Origin of the sequence: Streptomyces sp. NPDC008079 (assembly GCF_042957385.1) — a bacterium.
Lineage (GTDB): Bacteria > Actinomycetota > Actinomycetes > Streptomycetales > Streptomycetaceae > Actinacidiphila.
This window is the reverse complement of the sequence record NZ_JBIBIC010000023.1, coordinates 130,265-150,956: the sequence shown is the minus strand read 5'-3', so window position 1 is coordinate 150,956 and position 20,692 is coordinate 130,265. Positions and strand designations below refer to the sequence as shown.

Below are 20,692 nucleotides of genomic sequence, written 5' to 3'. Positions count from 1 at the left end.
CCGCTGCTGTTGACGGTGTAGGTGACGGTGCGGACCGAGCCGTCCGAGGCGGTCTGCTTCAGCGTCGTCACATGACCCGACGCATTGGCGTACACGCCGGTGCGCTGACTGGTGGTGCCGCGGGTCGCGATGATCGAGGCCGGCAGGCTGCCGCTGTAGCCGAGTGTGGTGGTGTTGCCGTTGCGGTCGGTGATCTTGGTGAGTTTCCCGGCGGAGTCGAAGGTCTGCTTGGTCTGGCTGGAGTGGTCGGTCAGCGTGTAGGTGCCGTCGCTGTTCTTGACCAGGTCCGCCTTGAAGCCGCCCGGCGCGGTGAAGCTGCTGCCGGTGGACACGAACAGGCCCGTTACACCGGCCTGGCCGCGGTAGGTCACCGATCCTTCCTCATGCACCGTCAGCGAGATGTCGTACGGCGTCAGGAGCCACCCGTACCCCGCGGCGGCCGAGGTCGAGGTGAACCCGGATCCCACCGACTCGCTGTTGTACGACGCGCCGAGACCGACATCGCCGTTGATCCCGGGCAGCGTCAGATCGCTGGTGGACACCAGTACATTCCCCGAGCCCACGTCGACCTGCGCCGAGACATGGTCGCCGGCGGAGAACGACAGCCGCGTCGCACCCGGCCGTGCACCCGCGCCCAGCATCGGCGAGACATGCGTGTCCTGAAGCGTCGTCAACGCCGAGCAGGTGCCGCTTTGGCAGGCCTGCACCTGCCAGTCGAACTCCGTACCGATCGGCATCGACGTCGGCAGCGTCAGCCGGGCCACCGAGCCCGACGCCACCGTGACCGTACCGCCGTTGACCAGGTCCCACGCCCCGTTCGCGGCGTAGGTCCCGGCGAAGAACTTCGCCGTGACCTGCCCGCCCGACGGGCTCGAGACCTTCGCGGTCAACACCGGCTTGACACTGTCGACCAGCGCCACCGCCTGCGTCGGAACGTCCGGCGCGGCAGCCACCGCCGGCGCACCCGCCGCGATGACCACCCCCGTGGTCGCGACGCCGAGCACCGAGCCCCAGCGTCCGAGTATGCGTTTCCGCACTTGCAGTCCACCCCCATCACAGTCCGTGCCGCACCAGTCGGCGGGCACGCCTGAAACATCCTGGAGGGGCCCGGCAGTGGAACGTTGTCCTCCGGCAAACGAATGCGATGCGTGACAGCGATGGCGTTCGGTCACCTCAAGATCTTTCGCGCGATGCACCGCGGTTTCGACGGAGCAATGGTGCTCCAATCCAACATGTCGCAGCGCTAATTGGCGTGTCGACCGAGGATTCGACCGCGTCATCGCCCGGGGTGACGTTCTTCACGGCATAAGCCCACTCAATCCGGGAATCGCACGCGATTGCGATTCTCTTGAGGTTTTGTGCACAGGAGTGGGCTAGTTCAAGAAGAACCCGCCCGGGTGGTACGAGGAGATGCACGAGCGTCAGCGCAAGGCCCATTCTTCACGCCGCATCCGAGTCCAGCACGGCATCGGCCATATGAAGAACTGGAGATCCCTCGCCCGCCACCACGGCCGCCGCGAAGACATGAGCGACATCATCCAAGCCGTCGCCGCACTGCTCTCCCACCAGCAGGCCGCCACGTCGGCGATCAGCACGCAAAGGTGAGCACAACCGCCGACCCACGGTCCTCGACGCGCCACCGCCAACCATGCACGAGCTCGTAAGGGTTGTCCCGCTATTTGTGCGTCCGGCCCATCGTGTGGTGGCGCGGACACTGACCGGGCGGCCGACTGGCCAGATCGGGCTCTAGGAATCCGGTTGGGCCCGCCCGCGGACGATGCGTATCCTCTCGGACCATGTGCTACCACGCGTTCAACGGTGCCTTCCGGCACTACGTATGCATCGCGTGCCGGCTCTCCTTCAAAGGCACCACATGGCCGATCCGGAAGCGCATCTGTCCTGGCTGTCGTGAACAGCTCGTCTTCGCCGGCTACGACTTTGCTGCGCCCCGGCGACGCGACACGAAGGCATGGTCAGTTGTTGCGACTGTGCTCGCGGAGGGGCTGACCTACGATCACCGCCCCGGCTGCGGCTGCTCATGGCTCCCCTCTTTCCGGCCCCGGACCCGAGCTCAGGTGCGTGTCCGGCGCCGCGCAGCCGAGCGGCTGGGCCTGCCTCTGTCGGTGACTCTCGCTCGACGCGACGCCTTCACCTCAGAGAGCCGCGACGAGCAACCGCCCTCTCCGTCGGCCGCGAAGCGCGATACGACCTGAGCGCCGCGGCGACGCGGCAAGCCGCGCTGGCCATGTGAGCGGTCAGGGCGTGGTTCGCCTTGAGAAGATCCCGCTGTGGCTGGAATGATCACGGCAGCGGAGCCGTCCTGGATACCCCCGTTCACCGGGCTGCGCTCGCGCGACTTTCGAAAGCTGGTCACGCTGTTGCGCCGAGAAGGCGCCGATCGAACTCGCCGCGGGCGTCCCTGGTCACTGCCGCTGGAAGAGCGGGTACTCCTGGTCACCGCGTACTGGCGGACCAACCTGACGTTGCGGCAGCTCGCTCCACTGTTCGGTATCTCCAAGTCATCCGCCGACCGGATAGTCGGCCACATCGGGCCGCTGCTGGCACTCAAGCAGCGGCGGCGGTTCCACGCCGGCACCGTGCTCATCGTGGACGGCGCACTGGTGCCTACCCGCGATCACAGCATCGCCGAGCAGTCCAAGAACTACAGGTACTCGACCAATCACCAAGTGGTCGTCGACGCTGACACACGGCTGGTCGTTGCGGTCGGACGACCAGTGCCGGGCAACCGCAACGACTGCAAGGCATGGGCAGAATCGGGTGCGAAGGCAGCCGTCGGCAGGACCACGACCATCGCCGACGGCGGCTACCAGGGCACTGGCCTGGCGGTCCCGCATCGTCGGCCCGCGGGCGGCGAACTGTGCGGATGGAAGCATGAGCACCACCGCTCCCACAAACAGGGCAGGGCTCGCGTAGAGCACGTCTTCGCGCGCATGAAGACCTGGAAGATCCTTCGCGACTGCCGACTCAAGGGTGACGGTGGCCACTACGCGATCTTGGGTATCGCCCACCTGCACAATCTTCGTCAGGCCCGCTGATCGGACGGCCGACCGGCAACCAGGAGCGCACAAGATCAATTGCGGGACAGCCCTTACTCCCTGAGTGTCGGCGTTCCGCCTCGATGCGCGCGATAGGGGCGCTGCTGCTGATGATGGCCGCGGCCCGGGGCAAAGGGCCGGAGAAACTTCCCCTCTTGCGAGTCTTCTTCCCGCTTCCCCCGGGAACGTTGCTGTGCTCATCGGTGTACTCGCGCCCGGTGTTGCGGCGGTCACGGCGTTTGGGAGCGGGTGGAGGTGATCACGATGGATGTGTAGGGCATGGTGGCGTGGCCGCCGAGCTTGTCGATCGCGGTCCCGGCGCTGTCCAGGACCTCCGCCATTTTGTCTGCGGGGAGTTGGGTGAGGCCGCCGAAGGTGGGGAGCTGGTCGAGCCACTCCTCTCGGGAGTAGGTGCGCTCCCAGGCGAAGCGCCACTGTTCGGGCTCGCTGAAGCTGCCAGTCTGCCGGATCCCGTCGGCGATTTTCGCGAACAGCGGCTGGTAGGCGTCCACGGCCGAGCCCCTGAGCAGGCCGGGGTTGAACGGGGAATCGGGGGCGACCCGTTGGAGTGCTTCTGCGAGGGCGTCGATCACCTCGGCCGGGAGCTGGGGGACGTGGTGGAAGGGGGCGAGTCGGCCGCCGGGCTTAAGCACCTGGGCCGCCTTGGCCGCGCCGGCGACGGGGCCCACCCAGTGCCAGGCGGTGCCGGCGATGACCGCGTCGAACTGCCGCCCGGCCGGCTGCCAGTCCTCGAACCTGGCGACCTCGACCTCGATACGGCTGCGTCGTGCGAAGGCGGCCATCCGCTCGTCGGGCTCGACACCGAGCACCGTGCAGCCGGCCGCCTGGAACTGCCGGGCCTCGATGCCGGTCCCGGCTCCGACGTCGAGGACGTGCCGGCCGGGGCTTGCCGCGACGATCCTGTCCACCAGGGCCTGGGGATACGGCGGTCGGGCGCGGTCGTAGCGTTCGGCGTCCACTCCGAACGACTCGGCTGTCTGCCGGTGGCGGTGGGGCTCGGGGCCGGACTCGGCCGACTGTCCCTGCGATAAAGTGGGCATGCGCCCACACTAGTGGGCGCATGCCCACTTGTTAAGGCAGAGCGGCGCGGAGAGGGAGACAATGCCGTCAGGGGTGCACATCCACAACGTGCGCGGTCAGCTGTTCGAAGCCGCCGAGCGTGTCCTGCTTCGGGACGGGCCCTACGCGTTGACCAGCCGGGCGGTCACGGAGGAGGCGAACTGCGCCAAGGGTGTGTTGCACCGGCACTTCACCGATTTCGACGCTTTCCTGGCAGAACTGGTCCTCGACCGCGTCCGCGACATCGAGGACCGGACCACGACTCTGCGCGCGGCCGCCGGCACCGGGAGCGTGGTGGACAACCTCGCCGACGCGCTGCAGGATCTGTTCGGGCCGGTCACGGTGGCGATCGTCGCGCTCATCACTTTCCGTGACGGCCTCCGCGCCCGGCTGCGCGAGGCCGGTCTGACCGGCATCCCACTCGCCATGCAGGGCACCGCCATGATCGCCGCATACCTCACCGCCGAGCGGGAGTCGGGGCGTCTGGCCGGTGACGCCGACATCGACACACTCGCCCCCACCCTCGTCGGGGCCGGGCACCTGCTATTCGCCGACCGGACAAGCGCCCCACCGCAGACCGCCGCCGTCCACAAGATGGTGACCACCGTCATCGCCAGCGCCTTGCGACCACTCCCATCGTGACCTGAGCGCACAGACCGCACGTCGCCGCCAGCGGCAGACAGCTCCCAGAACAGGGCACATAACGGTCAGCTACTAGAGGCTTACCCAATCGTCGTCTCGGTGTCTGACGGGCCGGCTGCGTAGGTGTAGCGCAAGCTGGCCTGGGCGCTGAGGTTGAACATGGTGGCGATGCGGAGGGGATCGGGTCCGGCGGCGGTCGCTTCTTCGAGGGCCCGGTCCTGGCGGAGGCTGTCGGCCGTGGCGGGCAGCCCCTTGAACAGGCGCTTGAGCCAGAAGTCGCTGACCGGACTCTTCCTCTTGGCTGTCTGCTGGGTGCGGACGAGATACGGGCTTGCCATCGCCGCTGGGCGAGGCAGCAGGCCGCAGACCGAGACGCCGTCGATCTGCCGTGCTCGGCGGCCCAGCGGCCCTTCGGGCGCGGTCAGCGTCCAGACGAGAACGGAGCTGTAGAAGGCTGCGCTCACCTGCGCGTCGTCCGTGATGAGCTCGGCCCAGGCGAACGTGCTGGGCTGGTCGCTGCGGCCTGGCTCCGCGGCGTCCCCTGCCTCCCGGAGCGAGAAGCGCGTGCCCGCGGAGTCGGCGACGAGCGCAGTGACGGCGCCGGTGCTGTCGGGGGACGGAGGCAGCAGCACGGATCCGCCGACCGCGGCGACCTCGTCGACCCCGACATGGAGCACCCAGCCGGGTGCGGGCGCGTCTTCGCCGGAGGCCGCGCCGATGGGCGCGACGGGGGCGCTTACCCACTGGGACTTCGGGCCCAACAACCTTCCCGTGGACCGGGTGGCCTTCCAGGTCACTGCCGTGGTCGACTGGGGGTTCGCCCACTTCGGCGGCCCCCTCGAGGACCTGTCCCGATGCGAGCAGATCGTCGGGATGCACCACGCCGAGCACCGCCAGGGGCCCGACCGCCTCTTCCGTGTCTATGGCGGGCGGGTGGCCGGTTCGCCAGGCGGCCGGGTGCGCCGACTTGGAGCGGTTCTGCTGCCAGTGGACGCTCCACGGTCACCCGGGCCGTCCACAAGATCCGCCCGTTGCTGGCCGCTGTAGCCGATCACCCACCGCGCCAGCCAGGCATCGTCGGTACCCGCAACGGACCCGCTCGGACATACAGCTGCAGTCCGAACAAGGAGCCTGCCGTGTCCCGGTCCGCGTAGTGATGGTCACCAGGTCCTGCGTCATGGCCGCCTCCTCCACGGCTACTGGATCCAGGCGGGAAATGGACACGTATGACGACGAACTGAGTCGCAAGGTGGACGCCTGGGTCCGGGAGCAGCTCACTGCCTCGCCGGAGTGGGCACCCGAGCAGTACGTCAGCCTTCGTCGCCATCTGAAGGCTGACCCGCCTTCTGTCGACACAGTGAAACCGCCCGCCGTGTCCCCCTCATCGAAGAAATTCGGCCCATGGTCGCCCGACGCCTGCTGACAATCGGCGACCAACCCGACGCCCGCGTCTTCACCGGCCCCCGCGGCGGACGGATCACCACCGCCGTCCTGCGCGACGCCGCCCACTGGGACGACGTCGTCCAGACCCTCGGCTACGAACACCAGCGCCGACACGACCCGAGACGCACCGGCCCGACCTGGACGGCGGACGCCGGAGTCCCCCTGCACGTCCTCCGGTTGATCGCCGGCCACGGCTCCCTGCAGACCACCCAGCGCTACCTCCACCCCGACCTGCAGTCCGTGATCCACGCCGGCCGCACCCTCAGCAACCACCTGAGCACTACCCCCGGCCTCCCGCCGCCCTCCCCCGGCATGTCCGCGACCCTGCGGAGATTGTAGGAACCAGACAACTCCGCGTAGGGCTGAGATGAACATGGCCCCCGGCGAAATCACGCTGACCTGCGGCTTTTCCACGACCGTGATCCCCAGGTGGTCCCCAGGAACCTGACGCTCCATCACATGGAAACGGTTGCCAAAAACCCGAAGGGCCCGCTGGCCTGGCTAAATGCCAGTCCAGCGGGCCCTTCGTGCACCGTCGGGACGACAGGATTTGAACCTGCGACCCCTTGACCCCCAGTCGCGAAGATCAAGGGGATTTCCCTGCCATTCGGGACCAATACCCCGCGCATAACGCGCCGTTATGAGTGGATCGCTCACCAACGCGCACCGCGTGTGGTCCCCACCTGGTCCCTGACAACCTGGGTCCAATACATCACGAGACGTCTCTCATTCAGTCTGCCTCGCCTGGCGGCATCTGACAATCGAACACTGGGACAGCGAAGCCTTCCCCAAGTGGTGTCGGCGACGGGTGAATGTGGAACGAAGGCGAGAGGGCGCCGGGCTCATGGTGCGCGGGTCACCTCCGCTCGCGCGGAGGTGACCCGCGCATCGGCATGAGGCTCAACCCCGCAGTGATCGGCAACTCCATCAAACGATCGCGTTAGGCGGCGGACGGCGCTAGGTTCGCCGACATGAGTGAGGACAGTGGGGACGATCGAACACCAGTCGACCTGTTCGGCAGCACCTCCCGTGTGGGGATTGCCGGTGAGCTGGTGGTCGGGGCTCAACGGCTGGCTCTTCGGGCCTTGAAGGCGTACGCCCAAGACGACCATGAGGTGTCCGCTCTGCTTGCAGGGGTGAGTGTGGAACGGCTCACCAAGTGGGCGCTCGCCTCCCGGAACCCGGTGCTGATCGTCGACACTCAGCAGAAGGACACGACCTTCAAGCACCTACTCCACCTCAGCGGAATCCGGGAGCAGCCCACAAAGGATCTTCGGACCGTGGGCCTCGGCGGCGCCCTGGACCGGCTCCGGGACCTCGGTGTGTTCACGCCGAAGGAGCGAACTGAGCTGAAGGGGCTGGTGGACCGACGCAACGGCGTCGTTCACACGGCCGCTCTGGATGAGGGCGTGGAACTCGTGATGGCGGAGTTCATCGAGACCGCGGAGCGTCTACTCACCGACCGTGGCGAGAGCCGGACGTGGTTCTGGGGTGACCAGTTGGCATTGGTCGACGAGGTTCGTGCGCAGGCAGACAGAGCCATTGAGAGGGCTGTCCACCTTCGCATCCAGCGGGCGAAGTCGCGATACAGCGACCGGGTGCGGGGGATGGACCAGCTGGTGGTCGCCAGCTTGGCGTCCTCCGCCATGGCGAGGATCGACCGTCTGGTTTTCGCGGGCAAGAAGCTCGGCGTTGTGGTCGCGGCCTGCGAGTGTCCCGCCTGCAACTGCCCGGCTACCATCATCCTGGACCGCGCCTTCCCAGTGACCCTTGAGAATCTCCGGCCCGTTGAGACTTTCCGACAGCTCACGTGCCCAACGTGTGGGCTTGAGATCACTGGGAAGGCTGAGCTGTCCTCGGCTGGGGTCGATCTCGAAAAGCTGGACGTTCCTGGCATCTCCAGACCCGCGCGAGGGACCAGGATGCTCCCCGACGACCTGGCGAAGGCGGAGGTCGACCTGTTCATGATGCTCGTGCCCGACAGGGACGAGGAGATGTTTCCGGACTGGGAGCCCGACTTCGATGCGGCCGAGGGGCCTAACGACGATGAGGCCGAGTCCGAGGGGGAGAGCTACGAGCCGTAGGCCGGCCAGCTTCCAAAAAGGTCGTGCTTTCACTGTCCTCGCGGGCTAACGTCCCGGTATGGCCCGTACCTGCGTCTTTTGTGGCGCGACCCCGCTGACGAAGGAGCACGTCCTTCCTCGCTGGCTCAAGGACGCCTTTGAGCCGTCGATGCTGCCCCGCGTCCGCTACGTGACGATCAGCCAAAAGGGTCGCCGGTTCCGGGAGGCCCCGCTGCTCGATCAACAGGTCCGAGTGGTCTGCGCGACGTGCAACAACGGTTGGATGAACAACCTGGAAGAGGGCGTCCGGCGGTTGCTGCCCGCCGTCATCCGTGGTGAGGTCAGGGTGCTCAGCCTCGACGACCAACGCGCTCTCGTGACGTGGTGGCTCAAGACCATGCTCATGTTCCAGCACACGCACCCTGCTGAGGACCAGACCGCCATTCCTGCCGAGGACTACGCGGCTTTCCACACGGACCGGGCACCGAGCCACCTCATGACCGCCCGCTTGGCCCTCATGCCCTACCTGGCGGACGACTCGATCCCGATCGTGGACACCCGATACCAGGGCTACGGTGACGAGCTGGGACGCGGGTGGGTGGGCACCCTGAAGATCGGTTGCGCGGTGATGCAGGTACTGCGTCTCGGACCGGTGGAGGACGGTCTGAGACCGGCCCCGTTTCCGAACACGGCCAAGGCTCGGGTCGTTTGGCCGCCGGTACGTCCCGTTGGTTGGCCGCTACGGGACACCTTGGCGCACCCGGAGATGGATGACTTCGCCAGGCCGCTGAATCTGGACTGGCCCAAGGTGTTGGCCTGAGTCTGGAATCAGGGTGCGACGGTGACGAATGCGGGGCTACGGTCCTTACATGGATGACTCGCTCTCATACGGGAGCCTCTTCGCGGGCGCCAAGAAGTTTGCGTTCAGTGCCTGGACCTCGCACAACAGGCACAGCGGTGATCGGGAGTTGTTTCTGCTGCATGCGGGTGTCAGCATCGAGCGGCTCGCGAAGGCCACACTGGCGAAGCAGAGTCCCATTCTCCTCATGGAGACGAACGCAAAAGAGGACCTGCTCCTGTACTTCGCTGGAGCCGTGCCGTCCGTTGAGACCCGCATTCGAACCATCGGCGCCTCGGTGGCCATCAGCCGCCTTCGCAAGCTCGGTGTCCTCCGGCCCAAGGACACTGACCTCGACGGCCTAATCGAGCTCCGAAACGGTGTCGCTCACCTGGCAGCGGACACAAGCGAGGAGTTTGACCCGGTCCTGACGTTCGCCAGGACAACAACTGAGCTGCTGCGGCACCTGGGCGAGGCGCCGGGAGACTACTGGGGCCGGATGACCTCGCTCGCCAACGTGGTCCTCAGCGAGGCCAGTTCACAGGTCGAGCGTGAAGTGGCCATCCAGATACGAGGCGCTAGGCACCGGTTCGAGGAGCGCTTCTTGGGGCTTCAAGCGGACGCCATGGAGACCTATCGGGCCGCCGCGAAGGGAATCCTCCCGACACTGAGGCAGCTCGACGACGACGTGTACTTCTCCCAGTCCCGCAGGTGTCCCGGCTGTCGGTGTCCCGGAATTCTGGACGCCAAGGTGCTTCCGCTGAAGGAAGGATCGAAGGAGGAGATCTTCTTCGAGGTGCTGGTTCTTTCCTGCAAGCACTGCGACCTCGTTATTGAAGGACGCGAGCAGCTCGTGGCAGCTGAGGTGGAATACGCCTTCAGCCTTCCACTTGAGAGCATGCAGCGTCGCCAGCTCTTCCACCATCTCACGCGAGAGGACACCCCGAGCGGGATAGAGGTGAGCCTTGCTGCTCACCTCTTCAAGGGACCCTGAAGCGCCTTGCCGCCGTCGGTTCGAGGACTTACCGAGTGACCGTTAGGACCCCTGACCACCCTGCGGGATACTCAGGCTGAGCAGCGACGACGAACTGCCGCGTGGTACGGCCTGCGGCCTGCTGCTCGACCTGGCACGCGGCGAGATCATCGGGGTACCGAAGGCTCGTCGCTCCGGGCAGGACGGCGGCCTGGCCATCGGGATCCAGCAGTCACGGAGACAGCCGGTTGCCGAGGACTCGTACGACGACCTGTACCGGCAGGTGATGACCGCGCACGACCTCTACCACGCCTGCCGGCACGACGGCCTGCGCGACTATGAGGCCATGAGGACCGACGCACAGGCTGGCGTCGGCAGCGCGCTCAATGCAGGCCAGCGCACCCGGCTGCTCGGTATGCTCGCCCAGTTGCCGCCCCCGGCCGATACGGGCAGTCTGCTGGACATTGTCGCCGAAGTACGCGGCCGCCCCACCCAGGGCACCGTGCAGGCCCCGCGCGCCTGGCACGACCCTCGGCTGCTCTACGACATACGGCGCGGCACCGCGAAACTAGAGGCGGTCCTGCGGTACGCGGTGTACGTCGCCAGCACCGGGCCTGGATCACCCGCCGCCGACGGCATCGAACTTGCCCTAGTGCCCAGGCCAGTACCAGCAACCGCTGACCCGAAGAAGGATTAACAGTCCTTGCCGCTTGGCCGCTTACGCCGATCTGTCAGGTGCGGTGTTCAGGTGGGGGAAGGGCGCTCCCTCTGGCCTGGTGCCAGGCGGCCAGCGCCGAGGGCCCGTTCGGTGATGGCAAGGCGGAAGGCGTCCGTTTGCCCAGCGGCATAGATGATCGTCGGCACGCCGTTGACTGTGGCGAACCACGCTTGGGCTCCGTGCGGCATCGGGCCTTCGGCGGGGGCCTCCATCGCATCTACGCCATGGGTAGCCAGCAGCTCGTTGAGGGCATCGTGGGTGGTTGTGTCGACGATCATGCCGACGCCTCGTGCTTGCGGCGAGTCTGCTCGCGTTCGAGAATGCCGAGGATCTGGTGGAAGACACCCTCTGGATTGTCGGTCTCCGCGATTGAGTCCACGACGGCGTCCCAGAAAGCGCGGACGGCGGGCGATCCCTTAGCGTCGCGGACACGTCCGATGTCCGTCAGCCATCGCTGGGTCTCGGGGTTGGGCACTCTGGGGGTGGCAGCGCCGCACGCCTTCATTCCGTCACCAACATTCCCGCTACAGCGGCCGCCAAGTGTGCGCGGACCCGAGTGAGGTCGGCGAGGAGCTTGTCGAGACCGACCAGTTCGAGTTCGGTGTCGTCAATCTCCAGGAACGGTGCTTCGTCGCCCCACTGCGAGAGTCGAAACTGCAGCGAGCTGTCCTTGGGGGTCTCTACATTCAGAACCGCGCTATGGTGAATGACCGTGCCGTCAGCGTCGACGAAGTGGTCGACGCACTGGCTGTTGAGGTGACCGCAGCCCAGGGGTCGAAGGTCAGATGGGGTGGGCGGCGCTGCCGCCCCGAGTTCGATGCCGTGCATGGTCGGACCGGATTCCCTACTTGGTGGGGTGGAGGACTGGTGTGCTGCAGGACATGACGACCCCCTCGGGCAGCGGCCCGGGCCTCGAGGGCAGGGCGATGCTGGTCAGGCCGTGGCCTCTCCGCGTTGCCGTAAGCAGGTCAAGAAGCAGAACGGCTTCAACGGCGCCTACACGGAGACGCAAATCAGGCTGCCCTATGACCGTACAAACGAGTCAGGCAACAACTGGTCACACGTCCGTCAGGATCAATCCTGGGCGAGCAGGGTCGACTCCGCATTTCAGCCGCACTGGGGCCTTCCTGCTCCGTGCGTGCCGAGGTGCTCAGACGACGTCGTGGATGGTCCAGCCTCGTTGATAGAGAGTGTCGACGTAGGGCTCTGCCCGCTCGCGGTGAGTGGCGAATGCGAGGAGGTGGGTGGGGCGGGTCGCGCCGACGAAGACGAGTTGGGCTGCCTTCTTGATCGTGGGCAGTGCCTGAGTCAGCGGGTCTCCCGCGGCCCATCGGCTCAGCACCTCGTGCACGTCAAACTTCTGCCCGGTACTTTCCAGGCAGTCGAGGATGAGTGAGGCGCAGTGTGTTTCGCCCTTGGCTGCCTGGATCGTACCCGCCAGGGCAGGGGTGTGCGTGTAGCCCGCCTCGCGGGCATGGCTTGTTGCGTCTCGGGAGGCCGCCAACGGGCTGGGCCGAAAAACGAAGGATTCATCGGAGAGTGCCGGAGTCCGACCCGGCTCGTGTGCCAGGCGCAAGAGCGCTGCACGAGTCCTGTCGGTCAGCGCTTCCCATCGCGCAGGGTCATCCACGGGGGTGAACAGCAAGTCGCGCAGGACGGATCGCACCTGGGCATCTGGCGTTCCCCCTTGGCGGTCGAGTAGACGCAGGGTTGGGAGAGGTTCGCGAGAGCGGTCCCGGATGAGGCCCCTCAGTGCGTTCCAGACTGCTGTGCCTGCGGAATGGCCGTCTCCCACCGCGAGGTCCTCCTGCGCTTGGCGCACTACGTCGATCAGCAACGCGGGTCCCGCTGCCTTGGGTCGGACGTAGTCGGGCAAGTAGCACTGGAGGGACTGTGGAACGGCCTGCGCGCCACCGCGGCTGGTGCGGGCGGCCAGCACCCGGGGCGGGCGCGCCTTAAGTAGTCCCTCGGGCACGAGCGCGGCCGCCAGGCGTTCGAACGCCGGCACCACGCGCTGGTAGTTGCTCTCGGAGAAGAGCAACAGGGCCAGGGTTCCCTGGGGCCCGGCACCGATGATGTCCTGCGGCCGCTGGAGGGTCAGTGCGCTGGCGAAGTCGGCGATGTCTCTGCCGAGCCTGCGGCTGACGGGCAGTTGAGACGCCAGGGAGTGTGGGAAGGGGAAGGGGTAGCCGGGGTCCTTCGAACCGCCGGGCTCGGTGTAGATGCGCTGGTTGACGTCGCCAACCCGCTGTACCACTGCCGCTCCGGGCGGGAACAGGGCGGCGAGCAGACGCTGCTGGTAGGCGGCGGTGTCCTGCATTTCGTCCAGGAGTACGAACGGAAAGCGATGTGCTGCGGCCTGGGCGAGTTGGGGATGGTGGGCAAGGTGTATCTCGGCGATGGCGAACATGTCGTGGTAGCGGAAGATGCCCTGCTTGGTGAGTCTGTACTTGAGCTCCGCGTACTGCTTGCCGCTGGGCGAATCGTCCTTGAAGGGCAGACGCTGCGTGGCTTGTGCGCGGAGGCTGCCGGCCTCGCACACGTAGGTCGCCTGGGCGACAAGCTCTCGGCCGTTCATCCTCCGGCTCAGGGAGCTACGGAGGGTCCTGTAGGCCGGGTTTCGGTCGAAGTGCCACAGCGCGGCTTCCTCGTAGGCGTCGTTGTCGATGCTTCGGACGTCTATGCCACGGGCGCGCAGGGCCGGCAGGGCGAAGAAGGTGTTGGTGAAAGCCTGGATGGTTCCGATGAAGTGCGGGTACCCCAGGAGGCGTCGTCCCTCGGGGACGCTGCTGAGCCGAGTGATGATCTCGTCTTTGGCAGTGTTGGTGTGGGACAGGACGCACACCCCGCGGGTGGTTGACTCCCAACTGTCGGCGAGCAGCGCGAGCTTGAGGCCGACGAGGCTAGTCTTGCCTGAGCCCGGGGCTGCTTGCAGGTCCATCGAGTGCATGCTCTGCAGGAAGTCCCACTGTTCCTGGTGGGGCAGCGCCAAGCCCATGGGAACGGATAGTCTGTCGATCTTGTCTTTGGACAGGGCGTCGGGTGCGAAGGGTACGGTCACCGGTCAGACCTCGCCACAGAGGTGGTCGAAGGCCCTGGTGAGGTATGTCGGGATGTCCGCTGGATCCACCGGGGTGGTGGCGAGCAGCCGGGCGGCGTGTTGCGCGGCGATGGACTTGCTCGCTTTGTTGAGGCGCAGCGGCTTGTAGATGTCGAGGGCCATGTGTTGCAGCGACTTACCAGCGTCTTGCCAGGAGCGGACCTGCTGTTCTGCCGCTTTCTCGATCTCTTCGAGTCTCCCCGGGGCTGGCCATTTGGTCTCCGCGGCTCTGGCGCAGAGGACTGCCTTGTGCATGAGGGTGGCCATTATCCAGGATGCGGCTGCGAGGTCGTACTCAAGAGTCCAGTGCTCGGAGACGAACGTGCGAACGTGACCGTCGTCTTCTTTCGTGAGCCCGTTCACGTGGCCATCGATCTCGGCTGGTGTCATCTCAGCCGAGCAGCGGAGTTTCTTGCGCATCTCGTCCGACGTGCCTTCGGGAACCAGGTCACGGTCGCGGATGCAGGCCACCGCCACGGGAATCTGGGCTCCGTCGCGTTGGAAGACGCGACTGTAGCGGAAGAGGCCGGTGTGCCCGACGTTGACAACGCTGACACCGCAGGCGTGGAAGGAGCGGCCGATCGCCAGAGCAAGGGCGGGCAGGAAAATCGCTTCGGCGTCACCCTCGACGACGGCCACGGCGCGGGCGAAGAACATGTTCGCCTTGGTAGTGTCGAGGAACCGTGACAGGAAGGCGTAGTCGCCAGCTTCCAGGCGGGTCTGGTCCGGGGAGAGGCTGAACGTGCGGCCGCGGGCCACCATGGTCAGGCAGTACACGGGCAGGGCGGAGGCGAGGTTCGGGCTGTGAGTGGTTAAGATGACCTGCACCGGAGCCGAGTCCACCTGGGCGGCCCCGCTGGCCGCGTCGCCGGCGCGTTCCTTGAGGAGGTCCATTACTCGGGCCTGCAGTTGCGGATGCAGATGCGCCTCTGGCTCTTCGATAAGCAGGAGGGGCGCGGTCACCGCCCCGGAGTTTCCTAAGAGAAGGAGCTCAGCGGCCATGAACAGGGCGTTGTCGTAGCCGAGACCGCGTTTGGTCGGGTCATCGGATCCCGTGACCAGGCGCAGTTCCAGGCGCTCCAATGCTCGCGCCAGCGACGTGTGGCCGTCGGAGACACCGATTTCACCACGAAGCTCGTCGGTGCCGATGGCGAACTTGCTGAGGTAGCCGGTGTTGATAGCGTCTCGGGCGGCGGCAACGGCCTCGTTGTTCCTGATGTGGTGTTCGGCGCGGCGAAGGATGCCGACCAGTGTCTCGGCGGTGTCGGCTTCCTCATCGAAGTCGCTCGTCTCCTGGGCGCGCATCGCCGGGTAGCCGGCCAGGATCTGGGACAGCCGGGATCCGCGCCCGGCCCTCAACTCGGCTTCGGCGTCACGCAGGGGTTTCAGATAGGTCGCCTTGAGGTACTCCCGGGCCGCTCCGTCCAGGGCAGGGCCCGTGCCGTCCGGCCCCGTCCGGGTCGTGACGGAGACGCGTGAGTACTGCAAGGGGTCGAGCAGTTGGGCTTTGAGCGTGACGAAAAGGCAGGGCTTGCCGTCCACCATCGTCAGCATCTCGAGAAAGACGGCTTGCTCCTCCATCGTGAGGTCCTCGAACCCGCAGGTGAGGGTCAGCGTGGTGACCCGTCCCCCAGCCCCCGAGTGGAAGTCGTCCTGGGTGATGCGCGTGTAATCAGCTGCCCTGGTCAGCAGGCACAACCTGATCGCATCAATGATGGCCGTCTTGCCACTGTCGTTCTCCCCGACCAGGACGTTCACGCCCCGCGAGAGACGAACATCCAGGGACGGTTCGTCGGCGACCCCCGCCTCGCCCGACCCACTGTTCGCACCGAAGATCCGGAAATTCTCAGCACGCAACCGCGCCAGGTACATCTAACCCCCACAGCGACGCAGCCCGGATCCGGTCGATCCGAGCTCCAGAACCGCCGTCAAGTACCCCACCCACGCGCGGTTTCGGCCTAGAGCATACGACTACGGCCAGTGAATCCAGGCAGTACGAGGAAGTCAGCTTGTACTAGATTAAGTCATCTCGAACACGTGCTCGGGTACCGTGGCAGGCCCCACCGACCACTGACCGTGACCACGCCAGCGCTGACTTCCACGTCGTTCACTGGACGGGCTCTGGCCAGCCATCGTCGGCTGGTTTCACGCCAACGATCCTTACGCCAAACCTCCTTGGGAGTTCGGTGCAGGTGCCGGGCACTAGTCTCGTTCGCCCGGCAGGGAGCCGGTGAACCGAGAGGGACGAGACCGCCATGCCCAACAACGACACCGGATTCCTGGTCTCCTTCGTCGATGAAGATCCGCTACGCGCCCGCAAGGACGCGCGGGAACTGCTTGCCGTGCTCGGCGAGGTGGACCCCACGGCAAGGCTGGATCTGCCCGAGACCGGCAGCCCAGTGGGAGCCGGCCACAAGGGCGGGCCGTCCGCCGACACCGTAGGGCTGCTGCTGAGCGCCGGTTCGTTCGTCGTCGCGCTGGTACAGACGTGGCTGGCGCGAGTCCCGCAGCGCACCATCGTGGTCAAGCGGCCCGACGGGGCAACCCTACGCATTACCGGCAAGGAAGCCCGCGAAGACGACACGCTGGTCGAACGGTTCCTCGCGGACGACGGCGACGGCGACACGACGGCGACGACGGCGGGCTGAGCAGCGATGACCGACAACGACCGGCACGCGTTACTCGTCGGCGTCTCCTCGTACGACAGCGAGACGTACGCCGATCTCCCGGCGGTGCGCGCCGATCTGCACTACATGCGGGCGGTGCTGGAGAACACCGAGATCGGCATGTACAACGAGTGCGCGGTGGCCGCCGAGCCGACGCGCGCTGAGATGCTGCATGCGGTCGAGACGTTCCTGGAAGTGCGGCAGCCCAGCGAGACCGCGCTGCTCTACTTCAGCGGGCACGGCGAGTACTGCGAGCAGGACGGCCAGTTGTACTTCCTGACCCGGGACACCGACCCGGCCGACCTGCCGGGCACAGCCGTACCGGCGGAGTTCCTGGAGCGGATGCTGCAGTCCTGCCGGGCCGCCTCCAAACTGGTGCTGCTGGACTGCTGCTCCAGCGGGTCCGTGGTCCAGGGTTGGACCGCAAAGGGCCCGTCGGGGGAACCGGACCGGTCCGCGCCGAGCACCCTGCTGCGGCCGACCGGCGTGTACTTCATCACCGCGTCCGACGCCCTGCAGGCGGCCTCCGCGATGGCGCCGCCCGGGTCGGACCTCGGCACCTCCCGGTTCACCGGGGAGATCGTCGAGGGGCTGCGCAACGGCCGGATCAAGGAGGGCGGGTGGATCACCCCGGACGACCTCTTCGACTACCTGACCGCCCAGATGTCCCGCAACGGCGTACCGGAGGAGCAGCGGCCCACCAAGTCCACCATCAGGGCGACGCGGAGCCTCCCCTTCGCACGGTCGGTGGCGCGGCCGGTGCATCTCCCCGCGCACCCTCACGACGCCGCCACCACCGTCCAGCGCTCCCCCGCACTGCTGAAGGCCCGGCAGCTGGCGGAGGCGGACGAACGGGACGGCGTCGACCGCGAGCGGCTGCTGCGGTACTACGCGGACTGCCTCACCGCGCAGGCAGCGGCGGGAATGCGGCCGGACCGGGACGGCGGCCGGAACAAGAAGTACTTCCTGCTGGCCCAGGGCGAGGAGACCATCCAGTCGGGGCGCGGACCGCACATCGTCGCTCCCGGAGCGCTGCTCCGACCGGAGGGACGGAACGGCTCGGACACCGAGGCGGGGACGCGACAGGAGTACTGGTACGGCTACCCGGCGATCACGCTGCCCGCGCGGGACGCCGTCCGGGGGCGGCGCGGGCCGGTGGAGCTGGCGCCGTTGCTCATCCAGCAGATGGAGCTGGCGCCGGACGAAGAGGGTCGGGACGTGCTCCGGCCAAGCGGTGTGCCGTCCCTGCACAGCGGCGTCGTCTCCGAACTCCTGGACGCGGGTGACGCGGCCGACCTGGTCGCGCGCTGGCAGCCGGCCTGGCAGGAGGGCAATGACGCCCAGATGCTGCGTGCCGTCAGGGAGTTGCTGGACGAGCTGGGGCTGCCGGAACTCGAACCGCTGGACCCGTCCGCGCTGAGCGAGCGCACGGTGATGCAGGCGTTGCGGCCCGGCGCGCACAACGCGGCCGTGCTGCTGGTGCCTTCGGGCGCAGAGGCCATGGCCACCCAGGCTCTGGTGGAGAACCTGCTCCAGATATCCACGCGGACCCCGCAGATCGCGGGCACCGCCCTGGACGCGTTGCTGGACAGTGGGGCTCGGCAGGTCCCTGCGCCCACTGCCGTCGCGGCCAGCCCGGTGACGCCCGTCGCTACGGGACCGTGCAACGAGAGCCAGGAGCTTGTGATTTCATCGGCGATGACCCAGCCGCTGACGGTGGCGACCGGGCCACCCGGCACCGGCAAGAGCGAGGTCGTCACGGCGGTCGTCACCACCTGTGTCGCCGCGGGGCAGTCGGTGCTGGTCGCCTCCACGAACAACGAGGCCGTGAACGTCGTCGCCCGGCGCTGCGACGACATCGCGCCCGGGCTGCTGATGCGGACGGGCAACGCGGAGGCACTGGAGCGGGAGGCGGCCAAACTGGAACGGCTGCTCGCCGAACCGGCCGGGGCGCCGCGGCGCGGGTCGGCCACCGTGGGCGGCGAGCTGCGCAACACCAGGGGAACGGCCGACCGACTGCGGGCACAGTCGGCCCACCGCGTCGGCGAGGAAGGACAACTGCTGGAACTGTTCCGCGACCGGGAGGAGCAGGCTGCGGCCCTGGAGCTGCCCCTGTCCCTGCTCGAAGGGTTCTGGGCTGCCGACGCCGACGGCGTGGCAGCGCTGGGCCGGTGGGCGGAGCGGGCGCGGAAGACGGCCCGGGCCCGCTGGTGGCAGCTGGGGCCGTGGCGGCGCGGGCGCGCGCTCGCCGCGCTGGTCGCGGCGGGGGCGGAGCGCCCGGACGGTACCGGACCGGCATGGCCGCAGTGGGCGACGGGACGACCCGTGCCGCCCGATCTGCTGGAGTCCCTCGCCGGGATTATGTCCGTGGAGCGGGAGGTGCGGGAACTCGCCCACCGGCACGGGGAATGGGACGAGGACGGGCTCAAGCGATCCCGGCTAGCGGCGGCGGAGGCACTGTCCGGGCTGTCGGCAGAACTGTCCCGCGCGCTGTCTGTCGAGGCCCTGGGCCGGGCCAGCGGGCTCATGAACCAGCGGCTCCAGGCGCTCCGCCGCCGCTCCGGCTACCAGCGCAGCCAGAAGAACCTCATGACGCACATCAAGGGATGGGCCGTCACCACCCACGCGGTGCGACAACTGGAACTCGCCCCGAAACTGTTCGACCTCGTGGTCATCGACGAGGCCAGCCAGTGCTCCATCCCATCCGTGCTGCCGCTGCTGTTCCGGGCCCGCCGGGCACTGATCATCGGTGACCCCATGCAGCTCGGGCACATCCCCGGCGTGTCACCGCAGCAGGAACGTCAGGCACGCCTACGGGCCGGGCTGAGCGCCGCGCAGCTGGAGCACCACCGCCTCACCTACCACGTGCATTCCTCATACCACGCGGCCGAACAGCATGGCGACAGCGCGCTGCTCCTCGACGAGCACTACCGCTGCCACCCGCGGATCGCGGATGTCGTCAACGGCCACTGCTACGGCGGCCGGTTGCGGGTGCTGACCGACGTGCGACGGCAGGTGCCGGCATGCGACCCGGTGGGAGCGGCGGACCCGGCACCGGTGCTCGGCTGGATCGACGTGCCGTCCGGGGAATCGGCGCGTGGCGGCGACGGGCAGTCCTGGCGGAACGAGGAGGAGGCGAAGGCCGTCCGTCGCGTGGTCGACGGACTGCTGGCGGGACTTCCACCGGACGCGACGGTGGGAGTGGTCACGCCATTCCGGGCTCAGAAGGAGACACTGGCACGGATGTGGCGGGACGACGACCGCGTCCGGGTCGGCACCGTCCACACCTTCCAGGGCGGCCAGCGGGACGTGATGGTGCTCAGCCCGGTGGCGACGCGCAACACACCACCGCGGACGACCCACTGGGTCGCCAGCCAGGTCAATCTGTGGAACGTGGCGGTCACCCGCGCCAAGTCGCAGCTGATCACAGTAGGTGGGCGTAGCTTCTGGCAGGACCAGAGCGGCCTGCCCGCCCTCCTCGCCGCACGGTCAGCGCCGCTTGGAGCGGGCGACGGCGGCTTGGCAGCCGTGGCCTGCGCACACGGCCCGCAGACCGAGACCCTCGACGACCTCGCCGACCGCTTGCAGCAGTACCTGGCCGGACGGGGCATCACCGATCTGGAGCGCGCCGTGCTGGTCGGCGGCCACCCGGTGGACCTTCTGTTCACCGACGCGGGTAAGAACACTGCGGTACTGATCGACCCCGGCCCGGGGCCCGATGCGGACCCCGCACGGCACCTGCGGCTGACCCACGCGCGTAGCGACCTGCTCACCGGGCTGCCCTCCGGAGGCCACGGGGCCAAAGCCTGCCCCGTGAGCCGGACAGTGCGGGTGCCCCACTGGCGGATCGTCGCGGGCGAGAGCGCTCTGGCGCCGCTGTTCGGCTGATCACCCGGCAAGGCGGCCAAGCCCGATGGCCCGACAACTGCCGGGCAACTCTTCACGACGTAGTTCATGACGCGCGGAGGTCTTCTGCCCGCACCACCCGCGGTCGTGGCCTGCCCTCTTAGCACGCAGCTTCTAGGCCCTCGGCAGCGGAGCTGTGCGTGGATCATTGTGCCCTCGGCGGTGGCGGCAGCCCTTAAAGGTGATCACGGCGGTCAGGGTGCACGG

18 protein-coding genes are annotated in these 20,692 nt (G+C 67.6%); 11 read left to right on the top strand and 7 right to left on the bottom strand.

Annotation, left to right across the window (positions count from 1 at the left end; translation table 11 throughout):
• The coding region (locus ACFZAM_RS33510; protein WP_391051483.1) for a DUF6531 domain-containing protein at window positions 1-1,172 on the bottom strand (1,172 nt) is incomplete at its 3' end.
• Window positions 1,173-1,410: 238 nt separating this feature from the next.
• On the opposite strand from ACFZAM_RS33510, the gene ACFZAM_RS33505 reads away from it, so the two are divergent.
• Together ACFZAM_RS33505 and ACFZAM_RS33500 are read left to right on the top strand one after the other, a co-directional pair.
• Window positions 1,411-1,605: a hypothetical protein gene (locus tag ACFZAM_RS33505; RefSeq protein ID WP_355342756.1), complete on the top strand. Its 195-nt coding sequence runs from the start codon at window positions 1,411-1,413 to the stop codon at window positions 1,603-1,605.
• 683 nt (window positions 1,606-2,288) lie between these two features.
• Window positions 2,289-3,056 (top strand): transposase, encoded by a 768-nt coding sequence (locus ACFZAM_RS33500; protein ID WP_391051480.1) that lies wholly within the window; start codon window positions 2,289-2,291, stop codon window positions 3,054-3,056.
• Window positions 3,057-3,286: 230 nt separating this feature from the next.
• On the opposite strand, the gene ACFZAM_RS33495 is transcribed toward ACFZAM_RS33500, so the two are convergent.
• Window positions 3,287-4,117 carry a methyltransferase domain-containing protein gene (locus ACFZAM_RS33495; protein WP_391051478.1) on the bottom strand — a complete coding sequence of 277 codons (831 nt, stop codon included), beginning with the start codon at window positions 4,115-4,117 and terminating at the stop codon, window positions 3,287-3,289.
• A gap of 73 nt (window positions 4,118-4,190) precedes the next feature.
• On the opposite strand from ACFZAM_RS33495, the gene ACFZAM_RS33490 reads away from it, so the two are divergent.
• Window positions 4,191-4,778 (top strand): TetR family transcriptional regulator, encoded by a 588-nt coding sequence (locus ACFZAM_RS33490; RefSeq protein WP_391051476.1) that lies wholly within the window; start codon window positions 4,191-4,193, stop codon window positions 4,776-4,778.
• A gap of 80 nt (window positions 4,779-4,858) precedes the next feature.
• Here ACFZAM_RS33490 and ACFZAM_RS33485 read toward each other — a convergent pair whose 3' ends face one another.
• Window positions 4,859-5,539, bottom strand: coding sequence for a hypothetical protein (locus ACFZAM_RS33485; RefSeq protein ID WP_391051500.1), 681 nt, complete (start codon window positions 5,537-5,539; stop codon window positions 4,859-4,861).
• Between ACFZAM_RS33485 and ACFZAM_RS33480 the strand changes: the two genes are divergently transcribed.
• The 6 genes from ACFZAM_RS33480 to ACFZAM_RS33455 all read left to right on the top strand — a co-directional run bounded on the left by ACFZAM_RS33480 (window position 5,496) and on the right by ACFZAM_RS33455 (window position 10,792).
• Window positions 5,496-5,825, top strand: coding sequence for a phosphotransferase (locus ACFZAM_RS33480; RefSeq protein ID WP_391051474.1), 330 nt, complete (start codon window positions 5,496-5,498; stop codon window positions 5,823-5,825). The two genes, ACFZAM_RS33485 and ACFZAM_RS33480, sit on opposite strands and share 44 nt — an antisense overlap.
• A 354-nt stretch (window positions 5,826-6,179) precedes the next feature.
• The gene (locus ACFZAM_RS33475; protein ID WP_391051472.1) at window positions 6,180-6,560 is read left to right on the top strand and encodes a tyrosine-type recombinase/integrase; all 381 of its coding nucleotides are present in this window, start codon (window positions 6,180-6,182) and stop codon (window positions 6,558-6,560) included.
• A gap of 632 nt (window positions 6,561-7,192) precedes the next feature.
• A complete protein-coding gene (locus ACFZAM_RS33470) occupies window positions 7,193-8,305 on the top strand; it encodes a hypothetical protein (protein ID WP_391051470.1) in 1,113 nt (370 codons plus the stop codon).
• 58 nt (window positions 8,306-8,363) lie between these two features.
• Entirely contained in the window at window positions 8,364-9,104 is a 741-nt protein-coding gene (locus ACFZAM_RS33465; RefSeq protein WP_391051468.1) for a hypothetical protein, read from the top strand.
• Between the two features lie 49 nt (window positions 9,105-9,153).
• Window positions 9,154-10,116: a hypothetical protein gene (locus tag ACFZAM_RS33460; RefSeq protein ID WP_391051466.1), complete on the top strand. Its 963-nt coding sequence runs from the start codon at window positions 9,154-9,156 to the stop codon at window positions 10,114-10,116.
• A gap of 325 nt (window positions 10,117-10,441) precedes the next feature.
• Entirely contained in the window at window positions 10,442-10,792 is a 351-nt protein-coding gene (locus ACFZAM_RS33455) for a hypothetical protein (protein WP_391051464.1), read from the top strand.
• 47 nt (window positions 10,793-10,839) lie between these two features.
• Here ACFZAM_RS33455 and ACFZAM_RS33450 read toward each other — a convergent pair whose 3' ends face one another.
• The 4 genes from ACFZAM_RS33450 to ACFZAM_RS33435 all read right to left on the bottom strand — a co-directional run bounded on the left by ACFZAM_RS33450 (window position 10,840) and on the right by ACFZAM_RS33435 (window position 15,785).
• A complete protein-coding gene (locus ACFZAM_RS33450) occupies window positions 10,840-11,091 on the bottom strand; it encodes a hypothetical protein (protein ID WP_391051462.1) in 252 nt (83 codons plus the stop codon).
• A gap of 223 nt (window positions 11,092-11,314) precedes the next feature.
• Window positions 11,315-11,641 carry a hypothetical protein gene (locus tag ACFZAM_RS33445; protein ID WP_391051460.1) on the bottom strand — a complete coding sequence of 109 codons (327 nt, stop codon included), beginning with the start codon at window positions 11,639-11,641 and terminating at the stop codon, window positions 11,315-11,317.
• A 322-nt stretch (window positions 11,642-11,963) separates the two neighbouring features.
• Window positions 11,964-13,874 (bottom strand): UvrD-helicase domain-containing protein, encoded by a 1,911-nt coding sequence (locus tag ACFZAM_RS33440; RefSeq protein WP_391051458.1) that lies wholly within the window; start codon window positions 13,872-13,874, stop codon window positions 11,964-11,966.
• A gap of 3 nt (window positions 13,875-13,877) precedes the next feature.
• Window positions 13,878-15,785, bottom strand: coding sequence for an AAA family ATPase (locus ACFZAM_RS33435; protein WP_391051456.1), 1,908 nt, complete (start codon window positions 15,783-15,785; stop codon window positions 13,878-13,880).
• Between the two features lie 383 nt (window positions 15,786-16,168).
• Here ACFZAM_RS33435 and ACFZAM_RS33430 point away from each other — a divergent pair, with 383 nt between their 5' ends.
• Window positions 16,169-16,561, top strand: a complete 393-nt coding sequence (locus ACFZAM_RS33430) for a hypothetical protein (RefSeq protein WP_391051454.1) — start codon at window positions 16,169-16,171, stop codon at window positions 16,559-16,561.
• Window positions 16,562-16,567: 6 nt separating this feature from the next.
• The gene (locus ACFZAM_RS33425; protein ID WP_391051452.1) at window positions 16,568-20,467 is read left to right on the top strand and encodes an AAA domain-containing protein; all 3,900 of its coding nucleotides are present in this window, start codon (window positions 16,568-16,570) and stop codon (window positions 20,465-20,467) included.
• Window positions 20,468-20,692: the final 225 nt, after the last annotated feature.